Raw genomic sequence first — 15,146 nt, 5'->3', positions numbered from 1 at the left:
AAATTACCGTTTTGGCAATTCTAGCACGACTTCCAGTCCGCCTTCAGGGTGGTTTCTGGCGGTCAAGCTCCCACCAAGCACAACCGCTGCTCTCTGACTGAGAGCAAGACCAAGTCCGACTCCTGCTTTATGATGGCGAGCCGGATCGCCCCGGTAGAAGGGTTCAAACAATTTCTCCAACGTTGATTCTTCCACCCCCGGACCGTGGTCTCGAATTATCACACACAGAGTGTCCCGACCCACTTCACAAGCGAGCTCAACGTTATTCTCCGTGTAGTGCAGCGCATTACGTACAATATTCTCGAGTACCAAACGGAATAGCTCCGCATCGGTGTCCACTTCTGGCCAGGCATCACCGAGTTTCACTAAACGCTTCTCAACCTCGGGCTTCTGATAGCACATATCGTTTATCAACTGCTGCACCAGCTCGCCACTGTCCAGAGCCTCTTTGTTCAGTTCTATTAAGCCGTTTTCCAAGCGAGATAGTGACAAAATACGTTCTATAATGACGCTGAGCCGCTCTGTGTCTCTGCGCAGCTGCTGCCAGTTAGGATCATCCTGACTTACGTCGGTTTCGGTTAAGTCCAGAGCAACCTGCATACGCGCCATTGGCGAACGCAGTTCGTGTGACACATCGCTTAAAAGCCGGCGTTGGGCGTCTCTCGATTTCGCTAAATCCAGTGCCGTTTGCGACAAAGCTCGCGCCAGCTCGCCCACTTCGTCGCTACGCTTTGGCAATCTTTTTAAATCGGGTTTCGCACTGCCTTTTGCCACTTCTCGCATACCTAATATCATTCGGCGAATAGGGCGAATAAGCCAAATACCCAACAAAATAGCCAACACGCCACTGCCGATAATGACGGTCAGTGCACGCGCCTCCATCGACTCTTGTTCAAGTTGCTCTTTATCGACGTATTCCTCAGGGCCTAATGGTCGTGTCACCAGTATTTTATTGCCATTAAGCTCGAAAGGACCCATCAACAACCGTTCATCGAGGGGGATTTGCTGCGGTTGCTCCTGACCCAGCATTCGCAATAACGTCGAACCGTGTTTAATGCGCAGCAGTTCATCCATCAGGAGTTTTTCGCTACCAGTATTCGACAATTGCGCGGCAACTCGGTAATCACCGGCAATGAGGCGCCCCGGCTGCAGGGAGTGAAAGGTTAACGCATCGCTCAAAAGCGGTTGCAGGGTTTGGTATATTTCAGGTTTAAGCGGAGAAAGCTCCGCCTTAGGTTTGTTCCAAATAGCCAAAAGGTAGCCGCTGGCGGCAGTCACTGACAGCAGCGCCCAGAAAACCAGCAGCAACCTTAACGTTAATGACCGATACCACCGCGTGCGTCGTGTTTTCATAAACTCGCAAGTAAGCGATACCCACGACCACGAATGGTTTGAATACGATCGGGCTTAGTCGGTAATTTTTTACGAATATTACTGATGTGAACATCCAAACTGCGGTCAAAAGGCTCCATTTTTCGTCCTAGCGCCGCTACCGACAGCTGATCTTTACTGACCATGTGCCCGGCCTGTTGCATTAAGCAACGTAAAATATCGAACTCAGTGGGCGTTAAAATCAGTTCAGAGCCATCACAATGCACTTCGGTTGTGGCAGGATCTAAATTAATGCCACATACCGACAGGCGTTCACTCTGCATAGTCGTGTTTGGCGTACGGCGCAGCAGTGCTTTAACGCGCGCAATCAACTCTCTGGGGTTAAAGGGTTTTGGCAGGTAGTCGTCTGCACCCAGCTCAAGTCCCATAACCCGGTCATCGTCGTCACCACGCGCGGTCAGCATTAACACGGCGGTGTCACGGTGTTGTTGGCGAAGGCGTTGCAGCAACTGCATACCGTCAATTCCCGGCAACATAACGTCCAGTAGAATCAGTTCATAGTCACCGTTTAATGCTTCATCAAGTCCTTTCACGCCGTCTTCAGCGGTCGTCAGATCAACAGATTCACGCTTAAACAACTCCGTCAGCATAACGGACATTTCGCTATCATCATCAATGAGTAGTACTGAATGTCTCATAACTTGTTGTTCTCTCCAGAAATAAATCCATGATCCAAAATGACCGCTCAATATACGACCCAATTTACAGAACTTTTACTTTAGCAGATTTTTCCGTTTTCGGGTCAGCGTGTTCCGGCCCCAACCCAGCCACAGTGCGGCTTTCTGTTTATGTCCGTGAAACCGATTTAATGCGTGCTCAAGCGCGGCTTTTTCAAAGTCTCTTTGGTAACTCTCTAATACCGCTTCGCTATCATCGGGCAGCCTTTTAAGTTCATCGACTAATAGACCTAACCAGTCTTCAAAAGGTTCACTTTCGCTGCGCTCCCGGGGCGTGCTTAACAGCTCCCTTTTATCGTTTTCCCGGTGAACAATGTCATCCGGTAAGTCATCCATACCCACCCGCTGACCCGGCGCCATAACCGTCAACCAGCGACAGGTGTTTTCTAGTTGGCGTACGTTGCCCGGCCACTCATACGCTTTTAGAATACTTAACGCGTCTTTAGACAGCTTTTTCACTGCAACACCAAGTTCTTCGGAAGCCGTTTCCAGGAAGTGCTCAGCTAACGTAGGAATATCATTCTGCCGTTTTCTTAACGGCGGCAATTTCAGTCGAATCACATTCAGGCGGTGATAGAGATCGTCTCGAAATAGCCCCTTTTCCACCAAGGTTTCCAACGACCGATGTGTCGCAGCAATAACCCGAACATCCACCTCTACCGGTTGGTGTGCTCCCACCGGATAAAACTGGCCTTCGGCTAATACACGCAGCAGCCGGGTTTGAACAGGCAACGGCATATCGCCTATTTCATCCAAAAACAGCGTACCGCCATTGGCTTGCTGGAAACGACCAATGCGTTTTTTGTCCGCGCCGGTAAAAGCACCACGCTCGTGCCCAAACAGTTCCGATTCGATGAGATCCGCCGGAATCGCCGCCATATTCAATGCAATGAAAGGCTCCTCAGCTCTCGGACTGTGCTTATGCAATGCACGAGCGACTAACTCTTTACCTGTACCCGTTTCGCCAGTGAGCAATACACTCACACTCGATGACGACAGTCGCCCAATGGCACGGAAAACATCCTGCATGGCCGGTGCGTCACCAATAATTTCAGGCACTTTGGCCGTTTTCGGCTGCTGCGCACGTTGTCTATTTTCAGCCAGGTGTCGTAAAGCCCGGTCTACTGTCGTCAACGCTTCATCAATATCAAATGGCTTCGGTAAGTACTCAAAAGCCCCACCCTGAAATGCTTTCACGGTCGTATCTAAGTCAGAATGCGCCGTCATGACCACGACCGGCATACCGGGATAGTTCTCTTTTAGTTTCTCCAGCACAACCAGTCCGTCATCGCCGGGCATGCGAATATCCGTCATGACGACGCTGGGCTGTTGCTGTTCAAGCGCGTTAAAAAACGAATCGCTGTCGGAAAACGCGCGCACTTTATAGCGGCTGTTTGCGAACGCTTTTTCCAGCACCCAACGAATGGAGTCATCGTCATCGATAATCCATAAACTCGCGTCAGTCATTCCCAGATCCCTCACTTACATAAGGTAAATAGACAGAAAATTGAGTGCGCCCGGGTTCCGAGTTCACCTCAATTTTGCCTTTGTGCTGATGCACGATGGTTTGCGCCAGCGACAGCCCCAACCCGGTGCCTTCCGCTCGGCCACTGACTAGCGGATAAAATAGCGTGTCCCGTAATGCGTCCGAAATACCCGGGCCGGTATCAATAAAATGCACCACGGCACATTGCCGATAACGCTCACCGAACAGTGTCTGCTGATGCTCGACCCGCGTTCTTACCGTCAGCTTCCCGTTACCATTCATCGCCTGCGCCGCATTTTGTGCGATATTCAAAAACACCTGTTCGCAGCTTTCTTCAACAATCATGATGTCCGGCAGCGATGGGTCATAGTCACGCGTGATCGTTAGCGTATCGCCATATTCATAAGACAGGGTCTTTGCGACACGCTCGGTTATTTCATGAATATTTACCCACCCCCGTTTACCGGGTTTCATCGGACCTAACAGACGGTCAACCAAAAACCGTAGCCGGTCAGACTGACTGATAATTAAGTCCGTGTATTCTTTCAGGTAGTCATCATTTAACTCACGAGCAAGCAACTGTGCCGCGCCGCGCAATCCACCTAACGGGTTTTTAATTTCATGCGCCATGCCACGCAGTAAATGCTGAGTTGCATACAGCTGGTTACGCTGTTGGTCTTCCTGATTAATGCGACGCAACTGATCCGCCTTACGAAGTTCCATCAGCAATTGCGTTTGGCCGCTGTCCTGTATCGTCTGAATGCACACATCAACGGTAATTCGATGCCCGGAATGTAAGGTGAATTCCACATCGGTATTTAACACTCGCTGCTCATATTGAAAGCAGTTTGCAATGGTCTCACTGGCCAGCGAGCATTGAAAAAATGCCGTCGAAAAGGGTTCGCCGAGCAGTCGCTTGGCGCTGTGATCAAGCAACGACTCCGCCGCTGAATTGACATAGCGTATGGTGAAATTCTCGTCTAAAACGAGTATCCCGGTCAGAAGCTGATTGATTAAGGTATTTGTGTTCACAAGGAGAGAATAGCGTACGCACCAAATTGGTGCAATTAAAAAGGGCGGTATAAACCGCCCTTTAAAGGTTGTTAAACGCTGTAGTACATATCGAACTCTACCGGGTGGGTAGTCTTCTTCAATGTCTCTACTTCGTTGTATTTAAGGCCAATATAAGCGTCGATCATGTCATCGTCCATAACACCGCCTTGCTTCAGGAAGTCACGGTCTTTATCTAATGCTTCCAGCGCCATTTCTAACGAATGACAAACGGTTGGAATGTCTTTCGCTTCTTCTGGCGGCAAGTTGTATAAATCCTTGTCCATTGCATCACCCGGGTGAATCTTGTTACGAATACCGTCAAGACCAGCCATAAGCAGTGCAGTGAAACACAGGTAAGGGTTCGCACTTGGGTCAGGGAAACGCACTTCAATACGACGCGCTTTAGCACTCGACACCAGCGGAATGCGAATGGATGCAGAACGGTTACGCGCTGAGTAAGCCAGCATCACCGGCGCTTCAAAGCCTGGCACCAAACGTTTATAAGAGTTCGTTGATGCGTTAGCGAAGGCATTAATCGCACGAGCGTGTTTCACAATACCGCCAATGTAATAAAGCGCCGTTTCGCTTAAGCCAGCATATTGGTCGCCTGCGAACAGGTTTTCGCCGCCTTTATTCAGTGACATATGTACGTGCATACCTGAGCCGTTATCGCCCACTAAAGGCTTAGGCATAAAGGTGGCTGTCATGCCATAAGAATGAGCAACATTGTGCACAACATATTTGTAAATCTGCAGCTCGTCGGCTTTGGTTGTTAAGGTGTTGAAACGGGTCGCTACCTCGTTCTGACCAGCTGTCGCCACCTCATGGTGGTGCGCTTCAACCACTAAGCCCATGTCTTCCATAACCAAACTCATGGTGCCACGAATGTCGTGAGCTGAGTCGACCGGTGGTACCGGGAAGTAACCGCCTTTCACGCCCGGACGGTGAGCCATGTTGCCTTCCGAGTACTCACGACCTGAGTTCCACTCTGCTTCATCCGCATCAATTTTATAGAACGAACCGCTCATATCAGTACGGAAACGAACATCGTTGAAAAGGAAAAACTCTGGCTCCGGACCAAAGTAAGCTTCATCGGCAATGCCAGAACTGCGCAGGAACTCTTCCGCACGTTTGGCGATAGAGCGTGGGTCACGGCTGTAACCTTGCAGTGTTTCAGGCTCTAAAATGTCGCAACGAATGTTTAACGTCATTTCATCAGTGAACGGATCCAGTACGGCTGAATCATTGTCAGGCATTAACACCATGTCCGATTCGTTAATACCTTTCCAGCCTGCAATTGACGAGCCGTCAAACATTTTACCTTCTTCGAAGAAGTCTTCATCGATTTGCGACACCGGAATAGTGACGTGTTGTTCTTTACCCTTAGTATCGGTAAAGCGTAGGTCGACGAATTTTACGTCGTTTTCTTTAATGGTATCGAAAATCTTATCAGCTGACATGTTGTCCTCCAGTAGACAGCGTCTTTAAAAAGTAACAGCCACAGTATAGCAAAGCCTGTGCCAATTTACTTTTTATTAAAAATCAATCAGTTACTTCAGTGTCATTTTTGTGCAAACTTACTTGCGCACCATTACCGCTCATTACGCACCATTAGGGTGCATTCGATCACCGGCAGTCACAAATTCGGAACAGAATGAGTGGCGGTTTATTCGACAAAAATAACGAACAAAAAACAATCAGGTCTTTTTTAATATCGTCTAAGCAGGTAGAATACGCCGCTATTTTTCATAAACCCCCGTCGGAAGGGTTGGGTTTACACTCACTACCGACAAACACAGGCTTTCTTAATGACAACTCAGGCATTTGATATCAATAAGCTTCGCAACATTGCGATTATTGCGCACGTAGACCATGGTAAGACGACACTCGTAGATAAGTTGCTCCAGCAATCCGGTACACTCGAAAGTCGTGGTGAGCTTGAAGAGCGCATCATGGACTCTAACGATCTGGAAAAAGAACGCGGCATTACTATTTTGGCCAAAAACACAGCCGTTAACTGGCAGGACTACCGCATCAACATTCTGGATACTCCAGGGCACGCTGACTTTGGCGGTGAAGTTGAACGCGTTCTTTCTATGGCAGACTCTGTATTACTGGTGGTCGACGCTGTTGACGGTCCTATGCCACAAACGCGTTTCGTCACACAGAAAGCATTCGAGCACGGTTTAAACCCAATTCTTGTTATCAACAAAATCGACCGCCCGGGCGCTCGTCCTGACTGGGTCATGGATCAGGTCTTCGACTTATTCGATAACTTAGGTGCCACCGACGAACAGTTAGACTTCCCAGTGGTTTACGCGTCGGCATTGAACGGTTGGGCGACTCGCGAAGAGGACACGGTTGGCGAGGACATGACACCGTTGTTCGAAACTATCGTCAATGAAGTTAGCCACCCAGACGCCGACCCAGACGCTGACTTACAGATGCAAATTTCACAGCTGGATTACTCAAGCTACCTTGGTGTTATCGGTATTGGTCGTGTGACTCGCGGTAGCGTGAAAGTCAACCAACAGGTAACCATTGTGGGTGCTGACGGCAAAGAGCGTAGCGGTAAAATTGGTAAAGTCTTTAATTATCTGGGCCTTGACCGCATTGACGCCGAATCAGCGCATGCAGGCGACATTTGTGCGATAACCGGTTTGGGCGAACTGAAGATTTCAGATACCGTTTGTGCGGTTGGCGCAGCTGAGGCAATGAAGCCGCTAAGCGTTGACGAGCCAACAGTGACCATGACGTTCCAGGTCAACACCTCGCCGTTCGCGGGTAAAGAAGGTAAGTTCGTTACTTCACGTCAAATTCTTGAGCGTTTACAGCAAGAGCTGGTTCACAACGTAGCGCTTCGCGTTGAAGAAACGGACAACCCTGATAAATTCCGCGTATCAGGCCGTGGTGAATTACACTTAGGTGTATTAATCGAAAACATGCGCCGCGAAGGTTTCGAGCTCGCTGTGTCTCGCCCGGAAGTTATCATCAAAGAAGAAGACGGTAAGAAAATGGAACCGTATGAGTCTTTGACTGTTGATATCGAAGAGCAGCACCAGGGTTCGGTCATGGAAAAACTGGGCTTACGTAAGGCCGAGATGACCAATATGACACCTGACGGTAAAGGTCGTGTCCGTGTTGACTTCGAAGTACCAAGCCGTGGCTTAATTGGCTTCCAGACCGAGTTCATGACACTGACATCGGGTACTGGATTGATGTACCACACTTTTGACCACTACGGTCCGCACAAAGGCGGCACTATTGGTCAGCGCGTGAACGGTGTACTCATTTCGAACGCGCAGGGTAAAGCACTGACTTACGCACTATTTAACCTGCAAGAGCGCGGTAAATTATTCGCAGCACACGGCGACGAAGTCTATGAGGGCCAGGTTATTGGTATTCATAACCGCTCTAACGACTTAACCGTTAACTGTCTTAAAGGTAAACAGCTGACGAACGTTCGTGCTTCAGGTACTGACGACGCTCAAACGCTTAGTCCACCAATTAAGTACACTCTTGAGCAAGCGCTTGAGTTCATCAACGATGACGAGCTGGTTGAGGTTACGCCTGAATCGATCCGTATTCGTAAGCGTGCGCTGACCGAGAATGAGCGTAAGCGACTGGGTCGCGAATCAAAAGGCTAACTTGTGCTTTTAGCCACTATGAATAAAGCCCCGCTTAACGGCGGGGCTTTTTGTATGTGTCTGGAAATTGCCGCAACGATGTTTAGCTGGCAGCGACAAGCTCCGGTTGCGGCAGAACAAAATAGAAAATAGAGAAGAAATGAAAAATACTGCCCGCTAACACGAATAAATGCCAAATAGCATGATGGTACGGCAGTGACTTCCACACATAAAAAATGACCCCAAACGTATAAGCCAGCCCGCCTGCTACCAGTAGCATTAAGCCACCGAAATCGACATTATCTATCATGGGTTTTATTGCAATAAGCGCCATCCAGCCCAAACCTAAATATAAGCTCAGTGACAGCCATTTAATACGTTTGGTCATGGCCAGCTCAAGCACCACTCCGACAATGGCAATACCCCAGACAATCCCCAGTAACGTCCAGCCCCAGACACCGCGCAAATTAATCAGTGCAAATGGGGTGTAAGTACCGGCAATCAGAATATAAATAGCCGCATGATCAAGCTGCTGAAACACCGCTTTTATATTCGGCCAGGGAAAAGCATGGTAGAGCGTTGACGCCGTGTAGAGCAAAATAAGGCTCGCCCCGTAAACGCTTGCCGCAACGACGTGCCAGGCGTCGCCATAGGCGACAGACCAGAGTATCATGACGACTAAAGCCGCAATGCTTAACGCCGCCCCAATACCGTGGGTCAGCGCATGCGCGACTTCTTCCATCGCCGTGTAGGCTTTATGCTGGCTCATCGCTCGTACCCTGGTGTCTCGTAACCGTCCGCAATATTTTTTACCGCTCGAATAAATTTATCGACTTGTGATTCGTTCTCATAATTCAAGTGGTAAGAACTATGAAATTGAAGCGTCAGCGTGACTCCGTAACCTTCTAAAAAAACGGTATAGCCGTCATGATCGGTATAAGCTTCTATGCCGTCTAAATAATGGCGTCCCTGACGCGCTTCGCCGTGGGTCTGAATTTTTTCATAAGCATCAAGCATTAATTTTGTGTCTAGCTCGTTTTTCATGCCGCACCTCTTCTTGTTAAATGTATACCTTTATTATTGGGGTCTAAAACCATTTCGACAACCGATTTGGAACAAATGTTTGAATTTAGTTGCCTAAGTTTTTACATACACATGTGCATGATTAATTAGAATCCGTTATAATAATGAACGAATGTTAAGTAATTGGAGTTCACAATGGTTAGACGCACTAAAGAAGACGCCATGGAAACTCGCTCTAAATTACTGGACGCCGCTGAGGCGTTGTTCAGTGAAAAGGGCGTGACCCATACGTCAATGATGCACGTGGCAGAAAAAGCCGGTGTGACTCGCGGTGCGATATACCACCATTTTGAAAATAAAATGGATCTCATTGAGTCGTTGATGGGGCGCGTTAAGTTGCCTATTGACGAAATGCGCGAGCAAATTTCAGAGACCAGTGAGTTTGGAATTCTCGAAGAAATTAAAGCTCGCTCAAAGGAGTTTTTGGCAAGAGTTCAGAACGAGCCTCAAGTTCAATCGCTTGCAAGCATACTGCTTCATAAATGCGAGTATATCGACGAAGTGAATCCAATAAAACTTCGACATGTCAGCGGCCGGAATGAGTGTATTGATAATGTTGAAAACCTCTTCCAGAAAGCAATCGATGCTGGCGAAATTGCCCCAACTATTGAGGCAAGAATGGCTGTTATTGGTTTATTTTCCTTGGTTGACGGGCTCATTTACAACTGGTTACTGGCGCCCGACTTCTTCCCTCTGGTTGAGTACGGTAATACCGCTATAGACACTTATGTCAAAGGATTGCCGCGTTAAACACCACTAAGGCTCGTTGCTGTCGCCGCGTCGCCGGCGCCAGCCACTGTACTTTCGGTGCACGCCTTTGGTCAGTGACTGAAAGGTATCTTCTAGTAAGTCAACGCCAAGCAATACACCCACAATAACTAAAGAAAGTACGATACCGACACCATACATACCAAGCCCAACAGCAATACCGATAGCCGCTAATGCCCAAATCGTAGCGGCTGATGTGACACCGACAACAACACCATCACGCGCCAGCATCACTCCCGCGCCAAGAAAGCCAACACCAGTGATAATCTGGCCGATGATGCGTGATGGATCGCCCGTTTCTGACAATACCGACGAGCCACCCGCCAAAAATAGATACGTACCGATAGTAATAAGAGCTGACGTTCTAATGCCGACGGGCTTTCCGCGAACCTGCCGTTCTATACCAACAATGGCACCACACAAAAGCGCTGTGCCTATGCCTTCCCAGGAATAAGGTCCTAACTCCTGAACCAATTGCCAATCTATCACTAACCGTTGTCTCCCTGACGCAGGAAATTAATTAAAAACTCTTCGTCCATTGACGCAATAGCGCTGTCACTGGCATTGGGGCAACTCGCACACATTGGCGCCGTCCATGCCTTTACATTGGCCAGTATATCGCGCAGATGACTGACCGCGCGTAAACCGCCTAAACCGCCCGGTGACGCGGCCGCCAGCAAGACGGTTTTTCCACTCCATGCCTGCATATCAAGGCGTGAAACCCAGTCAATCGCATTTTTAATCAAAGGAGATACCGACGAATTATATTCCGGACTGACTAGCACCACTTTGTCGGCAGCATCAATGGCTTTCGCCAACGCCTGCATTGACTCAGGCACACCTTCAGCTTCTTCGAGATCCCCATGATAAATCGGCGCATCCAAAGCGTCAGCATCCAGCAGTTTGTGTTGTATACCATGCTTTTCTGCCACCTCCACCAGTCGGTGTTTTAGTTTCGTATTCAGCGACTCTTTGCGGCGGCTGCCCCCGATAAATAATACCGTCATACTGTCTCCTAACTGATTACTGCTTCATTGACTCAATAAAGCGATTTGACTCTTCAATAGATGCTTCCATCTCTGCAATTAACGACGAAATGTCATTTTGCAGATTGTTAAATTCACCGCGAATGGCATCTATCGCTTTGGCGTTTAAATTGTGCTTCAGATAAAGCACGTTATCCTGCATTTTATCCAGCACAGGCTGCATTTTGTCGGAAGCCCGTTCCATCACTCGCAGGAGCTCCGCATAACGACGTTCTGTTTCACGAAGTTGGCGTTCACTTTGACGACGCATGTTGTCATTGCTGTACTCGCCAAGTTCTTCGCTCCATTCGTCGAATAAATCCTGAGCGACGTCATCCACCGCATCAATGCGATCTTTCACGTCCTCGGCTGCCGCTTTACTGTCTTCGTAATCATCATTAAGCGCGTTGTAAGTTTCTTCCAGTTCACCGCCTTCAATGTTCAACATTTCGTCAAGGCGTTCGAAAGCCGAACGAAACTCTTCCTGAGCATCAGCTTGCGAATCGCGGGCATCGTCAACGCGGTCCACGAGAATGTCACGCTTCTCAACACCAAACTTTTCCATGGTGCCATAATACGCGCTTTGGCAGGCAGAAAGCGCGACGACTGCTGCGACCGGAACTATCCACTGTTTCATTTATCTTGTCCTCTTGCCGCTTTAATTAACCGTTCATCGCGCTTGCGTTGACGATAGTCATGTACCGCAATAATCGCGTGAATAATCGCAATTAAATAGACAATGCCCAGGGCGCCAATTGACACAATGAACAACACCACACCCACAACCGCTATAATTAAATTGAAAATGGCCTGGAATATTTTCCCCGTGAACAAAATAGCCAACGGCGGAAATAAAATGGCTAAAATATAAAGCATAATAACTCCTTACACTGAAAGGCCTTGCTACCAATTAACCGATATTCTCAGTGTAAAAGCAAATAACGATTACCGTTTCTTACCCAAAAGCAACGAAACCAGATCAACCCCTCAGGCGATTAATAAGGCAACTCTGTCCCATCCCAATGCCATAATTTACCGGTATCCTCTGGTTGAATCTCATTGATAACCTTAAGAATTCTTTTAGCAGACAATTCCGGTGTATACAATTTTTCGTCAGGAATCCTGCTTTGAAACGGTTTTGAGAGGGCGGTATCTGTGGTGCCAGGGTGAATAGCCGCAACAACTAAGCGCTTATGGGTGCGTTTGAGCTCTATAGAGGCTGTTTTCAGTAACATATTTAACGCGGCTTTACTGGCTCTGTAGGCGTACCAACCGCCCAAATAGTTGTCTTCAATACTGCCGACTTTCGCCGATAGCTGCACCCAGAACGCCGTGTGCTTTCTGTCTAAAACTGAACGGAATGACTTCAATGCCAAAATTGGCTGAATGGCATTCACATCAAAAAGCTTGCGTAAATTGGCTTCGCTTAAGTCGCCCAATTTCTTTTCCGGAAACGTATCGTCGTCGTGCAGCATACCTATCGTTGAAATAAGCCCGGTCAACTTGAGCCCCTGGCTGTGGAAGTCATCAACAAGGGTATTCAAAGCGTCTTCGCTGTAATCCTTTACTTGTATCCGCTGTATACGCTCACCCGGCGCTTCCAATGCCTGTCTCGATACAGTAACGATGGTTTCTTCAGGGTATTCGGCAGTGAGTGCATTTGTCAGGGCTTTTCCAAGCCCGCCGCCGGCACCCAATATCACCATTGCCATTTAACGTGTCCTCAATCATGATAGTCTTTAATGACTACGCAAAAGAAAGGTAAGCGGCTCAATCGCATGAAACAAACAGACTGGAAACATTACGCGGGTGAGACTTGGCGGTTTTTAACCTATTTCGGGCGCCGGTTTAACAGCGACAGCATCAACGTGACGGCGGGGCATTTAACCTATGTTAGCCTGCTCTCACTAGTGCCGCTGTTGGTTGTTATGTTTACCATTTTTTCAGCGTTTCCCGTTTTTGAAGAACTAAAAGGTAATTTGGAACAAGCGTTGTTCGCGAATTTATTACCAACCTCTGGCGAACAGCTGCAGGAATACATCAATGAATTTGTCGCCAATGCGTCAAAAATGACGGCGGTGGGTGTCGGCTTTTTGTTTATTGTTGCCATTACGCTCATGTCGGCCATTGATAAGGCATTAAATAATATCTGGCGCGACGTCAACAAGCGTCACTGGCTGGTCTCTTTCGCAGTGTACTGGATGCTATTAACTCTGGGGCCGTTACTGATTGGTTCAGGACTTGCCGCGACGTCTTACCTCATTTCACTCAGCCAGTTCGCTGATGAGTATATTTCCGGCGCCCGCAGTTTTACTTTATGGATGGTGCCGGTCGCTACGTCGTTTATATTTTTCACGTTAATGTATCAGTTGGTCCCGAACCGCCAGGTAAAACTTCGGTACGCTGCTTTTGGCGCCGTTATCGCGGCCATTTTATTTGAACTCAGCAAGCAACTTTTCTCGTTATACATCACCTCATTCCCGACCTATCAAGCCATTTACGGGGCGTTGGCCACCGTACCCATTCTGATTATTTGGGTTTACCTGTCCTGGATGATTGTCCTCACAGGCGCGGTGCTAACGGTCAGCCTCGAGGAATACCAGCAATTACCGGAAGAGCCGACTTCCGATTGACCTGCGGCAGTTTTTAAAACACCATAACAGGTTCGTTTAAACAAACTCGGGTTAACATGATAGGACTGATTCAGCGGGTATCTCGCGCACAAGTCACCGTCGACAACCAAACCGTTGGTTCTATAGACAAAGGGCTGCTTGTTTTGTTGGGTGTCGAACACGCAGATGACGAAACAGCGGCTGACAAGTTGGCTCAACGCATTGCCAATTACCGCGTTTTCACCGATAGCGAAGGCAAGATGAATAACAGCGTTATCGACGAGTCAGGCTCTGTACTGGTGGTGTCGCAGTTCACATTAGCAGCAGACACCCGAAAAGGCCGCCGTCCCAGCTTTTCATCGGCCGCAACGCCAGAGCAGGCGAAAGCGCTCTACTTGCACTTCTGCGACGCTATGAAAAAACAGGGTTTGCCGGTCGAAACCGGTCAGTTTGCCGCCGATATGCAGGTTGAACTGGTCAATGACGGCCCCGTTACGTTTGAGTTAAGGGTGTAATGTTATGTACCGCGTGATCACACCACAGAATGAAACTGAGCTGGAACGCTACTTTTACCTGCGCTGGCGAGTACTGCGCGAGCCCTTTCAACGCCCCTTAGGCTCTGAACAGGACGAGTACGATCAAGTCGGTCATCACCGCATGGTGGTGAACGAAGCCGACGAGGCTGTCGCGGTCGGACGGCTGCACTTTAACAGCCCGGAGGAAGCACAAATTCGCTTCATGGCCGTTGCGCCAGAGTATCGGGGTGAAGGCCACGGCGTTGCCATTATTTACGCATTGGAAATAGCGGCGCGTCAGGAAGGCGCTACCCATGTTGTCATTAACTCGCGCGACAATACCATCGGGTTTTATCGAAAGTGTGGGTACGACATTGTCGAGGAAGCGGATACCGTTAACAACCCCATGGCTGAGCACCAGTTGCGCAAGTCATTTAACGACTACAACCGCATTATTTACCGCCCCGACTGGTGCGCCGAACTTCAAAAGACATGGCAAGATGACATTCCTATTTCTGACGCGATGGGCATCAAAATTCATCAATACACGGGTCGCGTTTTCGAAACCCGCGCCCAATTGTCACGTAACGTGAATGTGCATGGCACCATGTTCGCCGGCAGTATCTATTCACTGGGCACGCTAACCTGTTGGGGGTTATTGCACTTACAACTGCTCGAGCGGGAGTTGGAAGGCGCAGTCGTACTGGGCGATGGGAATATTCACTATCATAAACCGGTCACGCAAGAGCCGCGGGCAGTGGCTCGATTAAGCGATGTCACGGGAGACTTTTCGGCGCTTAAAGAAGGGAAAAATGCGCGCTTAATGATGAAAGCACAAATTCTGGATGAAGAGCGACCGGTGGCAGAATTCACCGGCCGCTTTGTTGTACTGGCTAAACGCGATTAGCG

General features: G+C 48.7%; 17 protein-coding genes. 5 read left to right on the top strand and 12 right to left on the bottom strand.

The genetic code is table 11. The features are described from left to right. Positions 1 to 3 precede the first annotated feature (3 nt). The 5 genes from CEW91_RS00895 to glnA form a co-directional block, all read right to left on the bottom strand. Positions 4 to 1,353: a sensor histidine kinase gene (locus CEW91_RS00895; RefSeq protein WP_088767259.1), complete on the bottom strand. Its 1,350-nt coding sequence runs from the start codon at positions 1,351 to 1,353 to the stop codon at positions 4 to 6. Beyond that, a complete protein-coding gene (locus CEW91_RS00890) occupies positions 1,350 to 2,030 on the bottom strand; it encodes a response regulator transcription factor (protein ID WP_088767258.1) in 681 nt (226 codons plus the stop codon). The genes CEW91_RS00895 and CEW91_RS00890 overlap by 4 nt, the downstream gene beginning before the upstream one ends. A gap of 75 nt (positions 2,031 to 2,105) precedes the next feature. Continuing rightward, a complete protein-coding gene (gene ntrC / locus CEW91_RS00885; RefSeq protein WP_088767257.1) occupies positions 2,106 to 3,536 on the bottom strand; it encodes a nitrogen regulation protein NR(I) in 1,431 nt (476 codons plus the stop codon). Continuing rightward, positions 3,529 to 4,587 carry a nitrogen regulation protein NR(II) gene (gene glnL, locus CEW91_RS00880; RefSeq protein ID WP_088767256.1) on the bottom strand — a complete coding sequence of 353 codons (1,059 nt, stop codon included), beginning with the start codon at positions 4,585 to 4,587 and terminating at the stop codon, positions 3,529 to 3,531. Before glnL ends, ntrC begins: the two co-directional genes overlap by 8 nt. Before the next feature lie 71 nt (positions 4,588 to 4,658). Continuing rightward, the gene (gene glnA, locus CEW91_RS00875) at positions 4,659 to 6,068 is read right to left on the bottom strand and encodes a glutamate--ammonia ligase (protein WP_088767255.1); all 1,410 of its coding nucleotides are present in this window, start codon (positions 6,066 to 6,068) and stop codon (positions 4,659 to 4,661) included. A gap of 348 nt (positions 6,069 to 6,416) precedes the next feature. Between glnA and typA the strand changes: the two genes are divergently transcribed. After that, positions 6,417 to 8,255 carry a translational GTPase TypA gene (gene typA / locus CEW91_RS00870; RefSeq protein WP_088767254.1) on the top strand — a complete coding sequence of 613 codons (1,839 nt, stop codon included), beginning with the start codon at positions 6,417 to 6,419 and terminating at the stop codon, positions 8,253 to 8,255. An 82-nt stretch (positions 8,256 to 8,337) separates the two neighbouring features. Here the strand turns inward: typA and trhA are convergent, their stop codons facing one another. Together trhA and CEW91_RS00860 are read right to left on the bottom strand one after the other, a co-directional pair. Beyond that, positions 8,338 to 9,003, bottom strand: coding sequence for a PAQR family membrane homeostasis protein TrhA (trhA, locus tag CEW91_RS00865; protein ID WP_088767253.1), 666 nt, complete (start codon positions 9,001 to 9,003; stop codon positions 8,338 to 8,340). After that, positions 9,000 to 9,278: a DUF3081 domain-containing protein gene (locus CEW91_RS00860; protein WP_088767252.1), complete on the bottom strand. Its 279-nt coding sequence runs from the start codon at positions 9,276 to 9,278 to the stop codon at positions 9,000 to 9,002. Before CEW91_RS00860 ends, trhA begins: the two co-directional genes overlap by 4 nt. A gap of 174 nt (positions 9,279 to 9,452) precedes the next feature. Here CEW91_RS00860 and CEW91_RS00855 point away from each other — a divergent pair, with 174 nt between their 5' ends. Beyond that, positions 9,453 to 10,067, top strand: coding sequence for a TetR family transcriptional regulator (locus CEW91_RS00855; protein ID WP_088767251.1), 615 nt, complete (start codon positions 9,453 to 9,455; stop codon positions 10,065 to 10,067). A gap of 6 nt (positions 10,068 to 10,073) precedes the next feature. Here the strand turns inward: CEW91_RS00855 and CEW91_RS00850 are convergent, their stop codons facing one another. From CEW91_RS00850 to CEW91_RS00830, 5 genes are all read right to left on the bottom strand, one after another. Then, the gene (locus CEW91_RS00850; RefSeq protein ID WP_088767250.1) at positions 10,074 to 10,574 is read right to left on the bottom strand and encodes an MgtC/SapB family protein; all 501 of its coding nucleotides are present in this window, start codon (positions 10,572 to 10,574) and stop codon (positions 10,074 to 10,076) included. Continuing rightward, positions 10,574 to 11,092, bottom strand: coding sequence for an NADPH-dependent FMN reductase (locus tag CEW91_RS00845; RefSeq protein ID WP_088767249.1), 519 nt, complete (start codon positions 11,090 to 11,092; stop codon positions 10,574 to 10,576). Before CEW91_RS00845 ends, CEW91_RS00850 begins: the two co-directional genes overlap by 1 nt. A gap of 16 nt (positions 11,093 to 11,108) precedes the next feature. Then, complete coding sequence (locus CEW91_RS00840; protein WP_088767248.1) at positions 11,109 to 11,747, bottom strand: DUF2959 domain-containing protein; 639 nt, start codon at positions 11,745 to 11,747, stop codon at positions 11,109 to 11,111. After that, the gene (locus tag CEW91_RS00835; RefSeq protein WP_088767247.1) at positions 11,744 to 11,986 is read right to left on the bottom strand and encodes a YqaE/Pmp3 family membrane protein; all 243 of its coding nucleotides are present in this window, start codon (positions 11,984 to 11,986) and stop codon (positions 11,744 to 11,746) included. The genes CEW91_RS00840 and CEW91_RS00835 overlap by 4 nt, the downstream gene beginning before the upstream one ends. A gap of 119 nt (positions 11,987 to 12,105) precedes the next feature. Further along, the gene (locus tag CEW91_RS00830) at positions 12,106 to 12,822 is read right to left on the bottom strand and encodes an SDR family NAD(P)-dependent oxidoreductase (protein ID WP_088767246.1); all 717 of its coding nucleotides are present in this window, start codon (positions 12,820 to 12,822) and stop codon (positions 12,106 to 12,108) included. A 66-nt stretch (positions 12,823 to 12,888) separates the two neighbouring features. On the opposite strand from CEW91_RS00830, the gene CEW91_RS00825 reads away from it, so the two are divergent. Genes CEW91_RS00825 through CEW91_RS00815 form a run of 3 tightly spaced genes read left to right on the top strand, consistent with a single transcriptional unit; the run spans position 12,889 to position 15,144 of the window. Then, positions 12,889 to 13,743: a virulence factor BrkB family protein gene (locus CEW91_RS00825; protein ID WP_088767245.1), complete on the top strand. Its 855-nt coding sequence runs from the start codon at positions 12,889 to 12,891 to the stop codon at positions 13,741 to 13,743. A 56-nt stretch (positions 13,744 to 13,799) separates the two neighbouring features. After that, positions 13,800 to 14,237 carry a D-aminoacyl-tRNA deacylase gene (dtd, locus tag CEW91_RS00820; RefSeq protein ID WP_088767244.1) on the top strand — a complete coding sequence of 146 codons (438 nt, stop codon included), beginning with the start codon at positions 13,800 to 13,802 and terminating at the stop codon, positions 14,235 to 14,237. Between the two features lie 4 nt (positions 14,238 to 14,241). Next, on the top strand, positions 14,242 to 15,144 hold the full coding sequence (locus CEW91_RS00815) for a bifunctional GNAT family N-acetyltransferase/hotdog fold thioesterase (protein ID WP_088767243.1): 903 nt from the start codon (positions 14,242 to 14,244) through the stop codon (positions 15,142 to 15,144). The last annotated feature ends 2 nt before the right edge of the window (positions 15,145 to 15,146 follow it).

The organism is Idiomarina piscisalsi, from assembly GCF_002211765.1.
Lineage (GTDB): Bacteria > Pseudomonadota > Gammaproteobacteria > Enterobacterales > Alteromonadaceae > Idiomarina > Idiomarina piscisalsi_A.
Note: the sequence above shows the minus strand (reverse complement) of the source record. Positions and strands in the feature narration are given on the sequence as shown.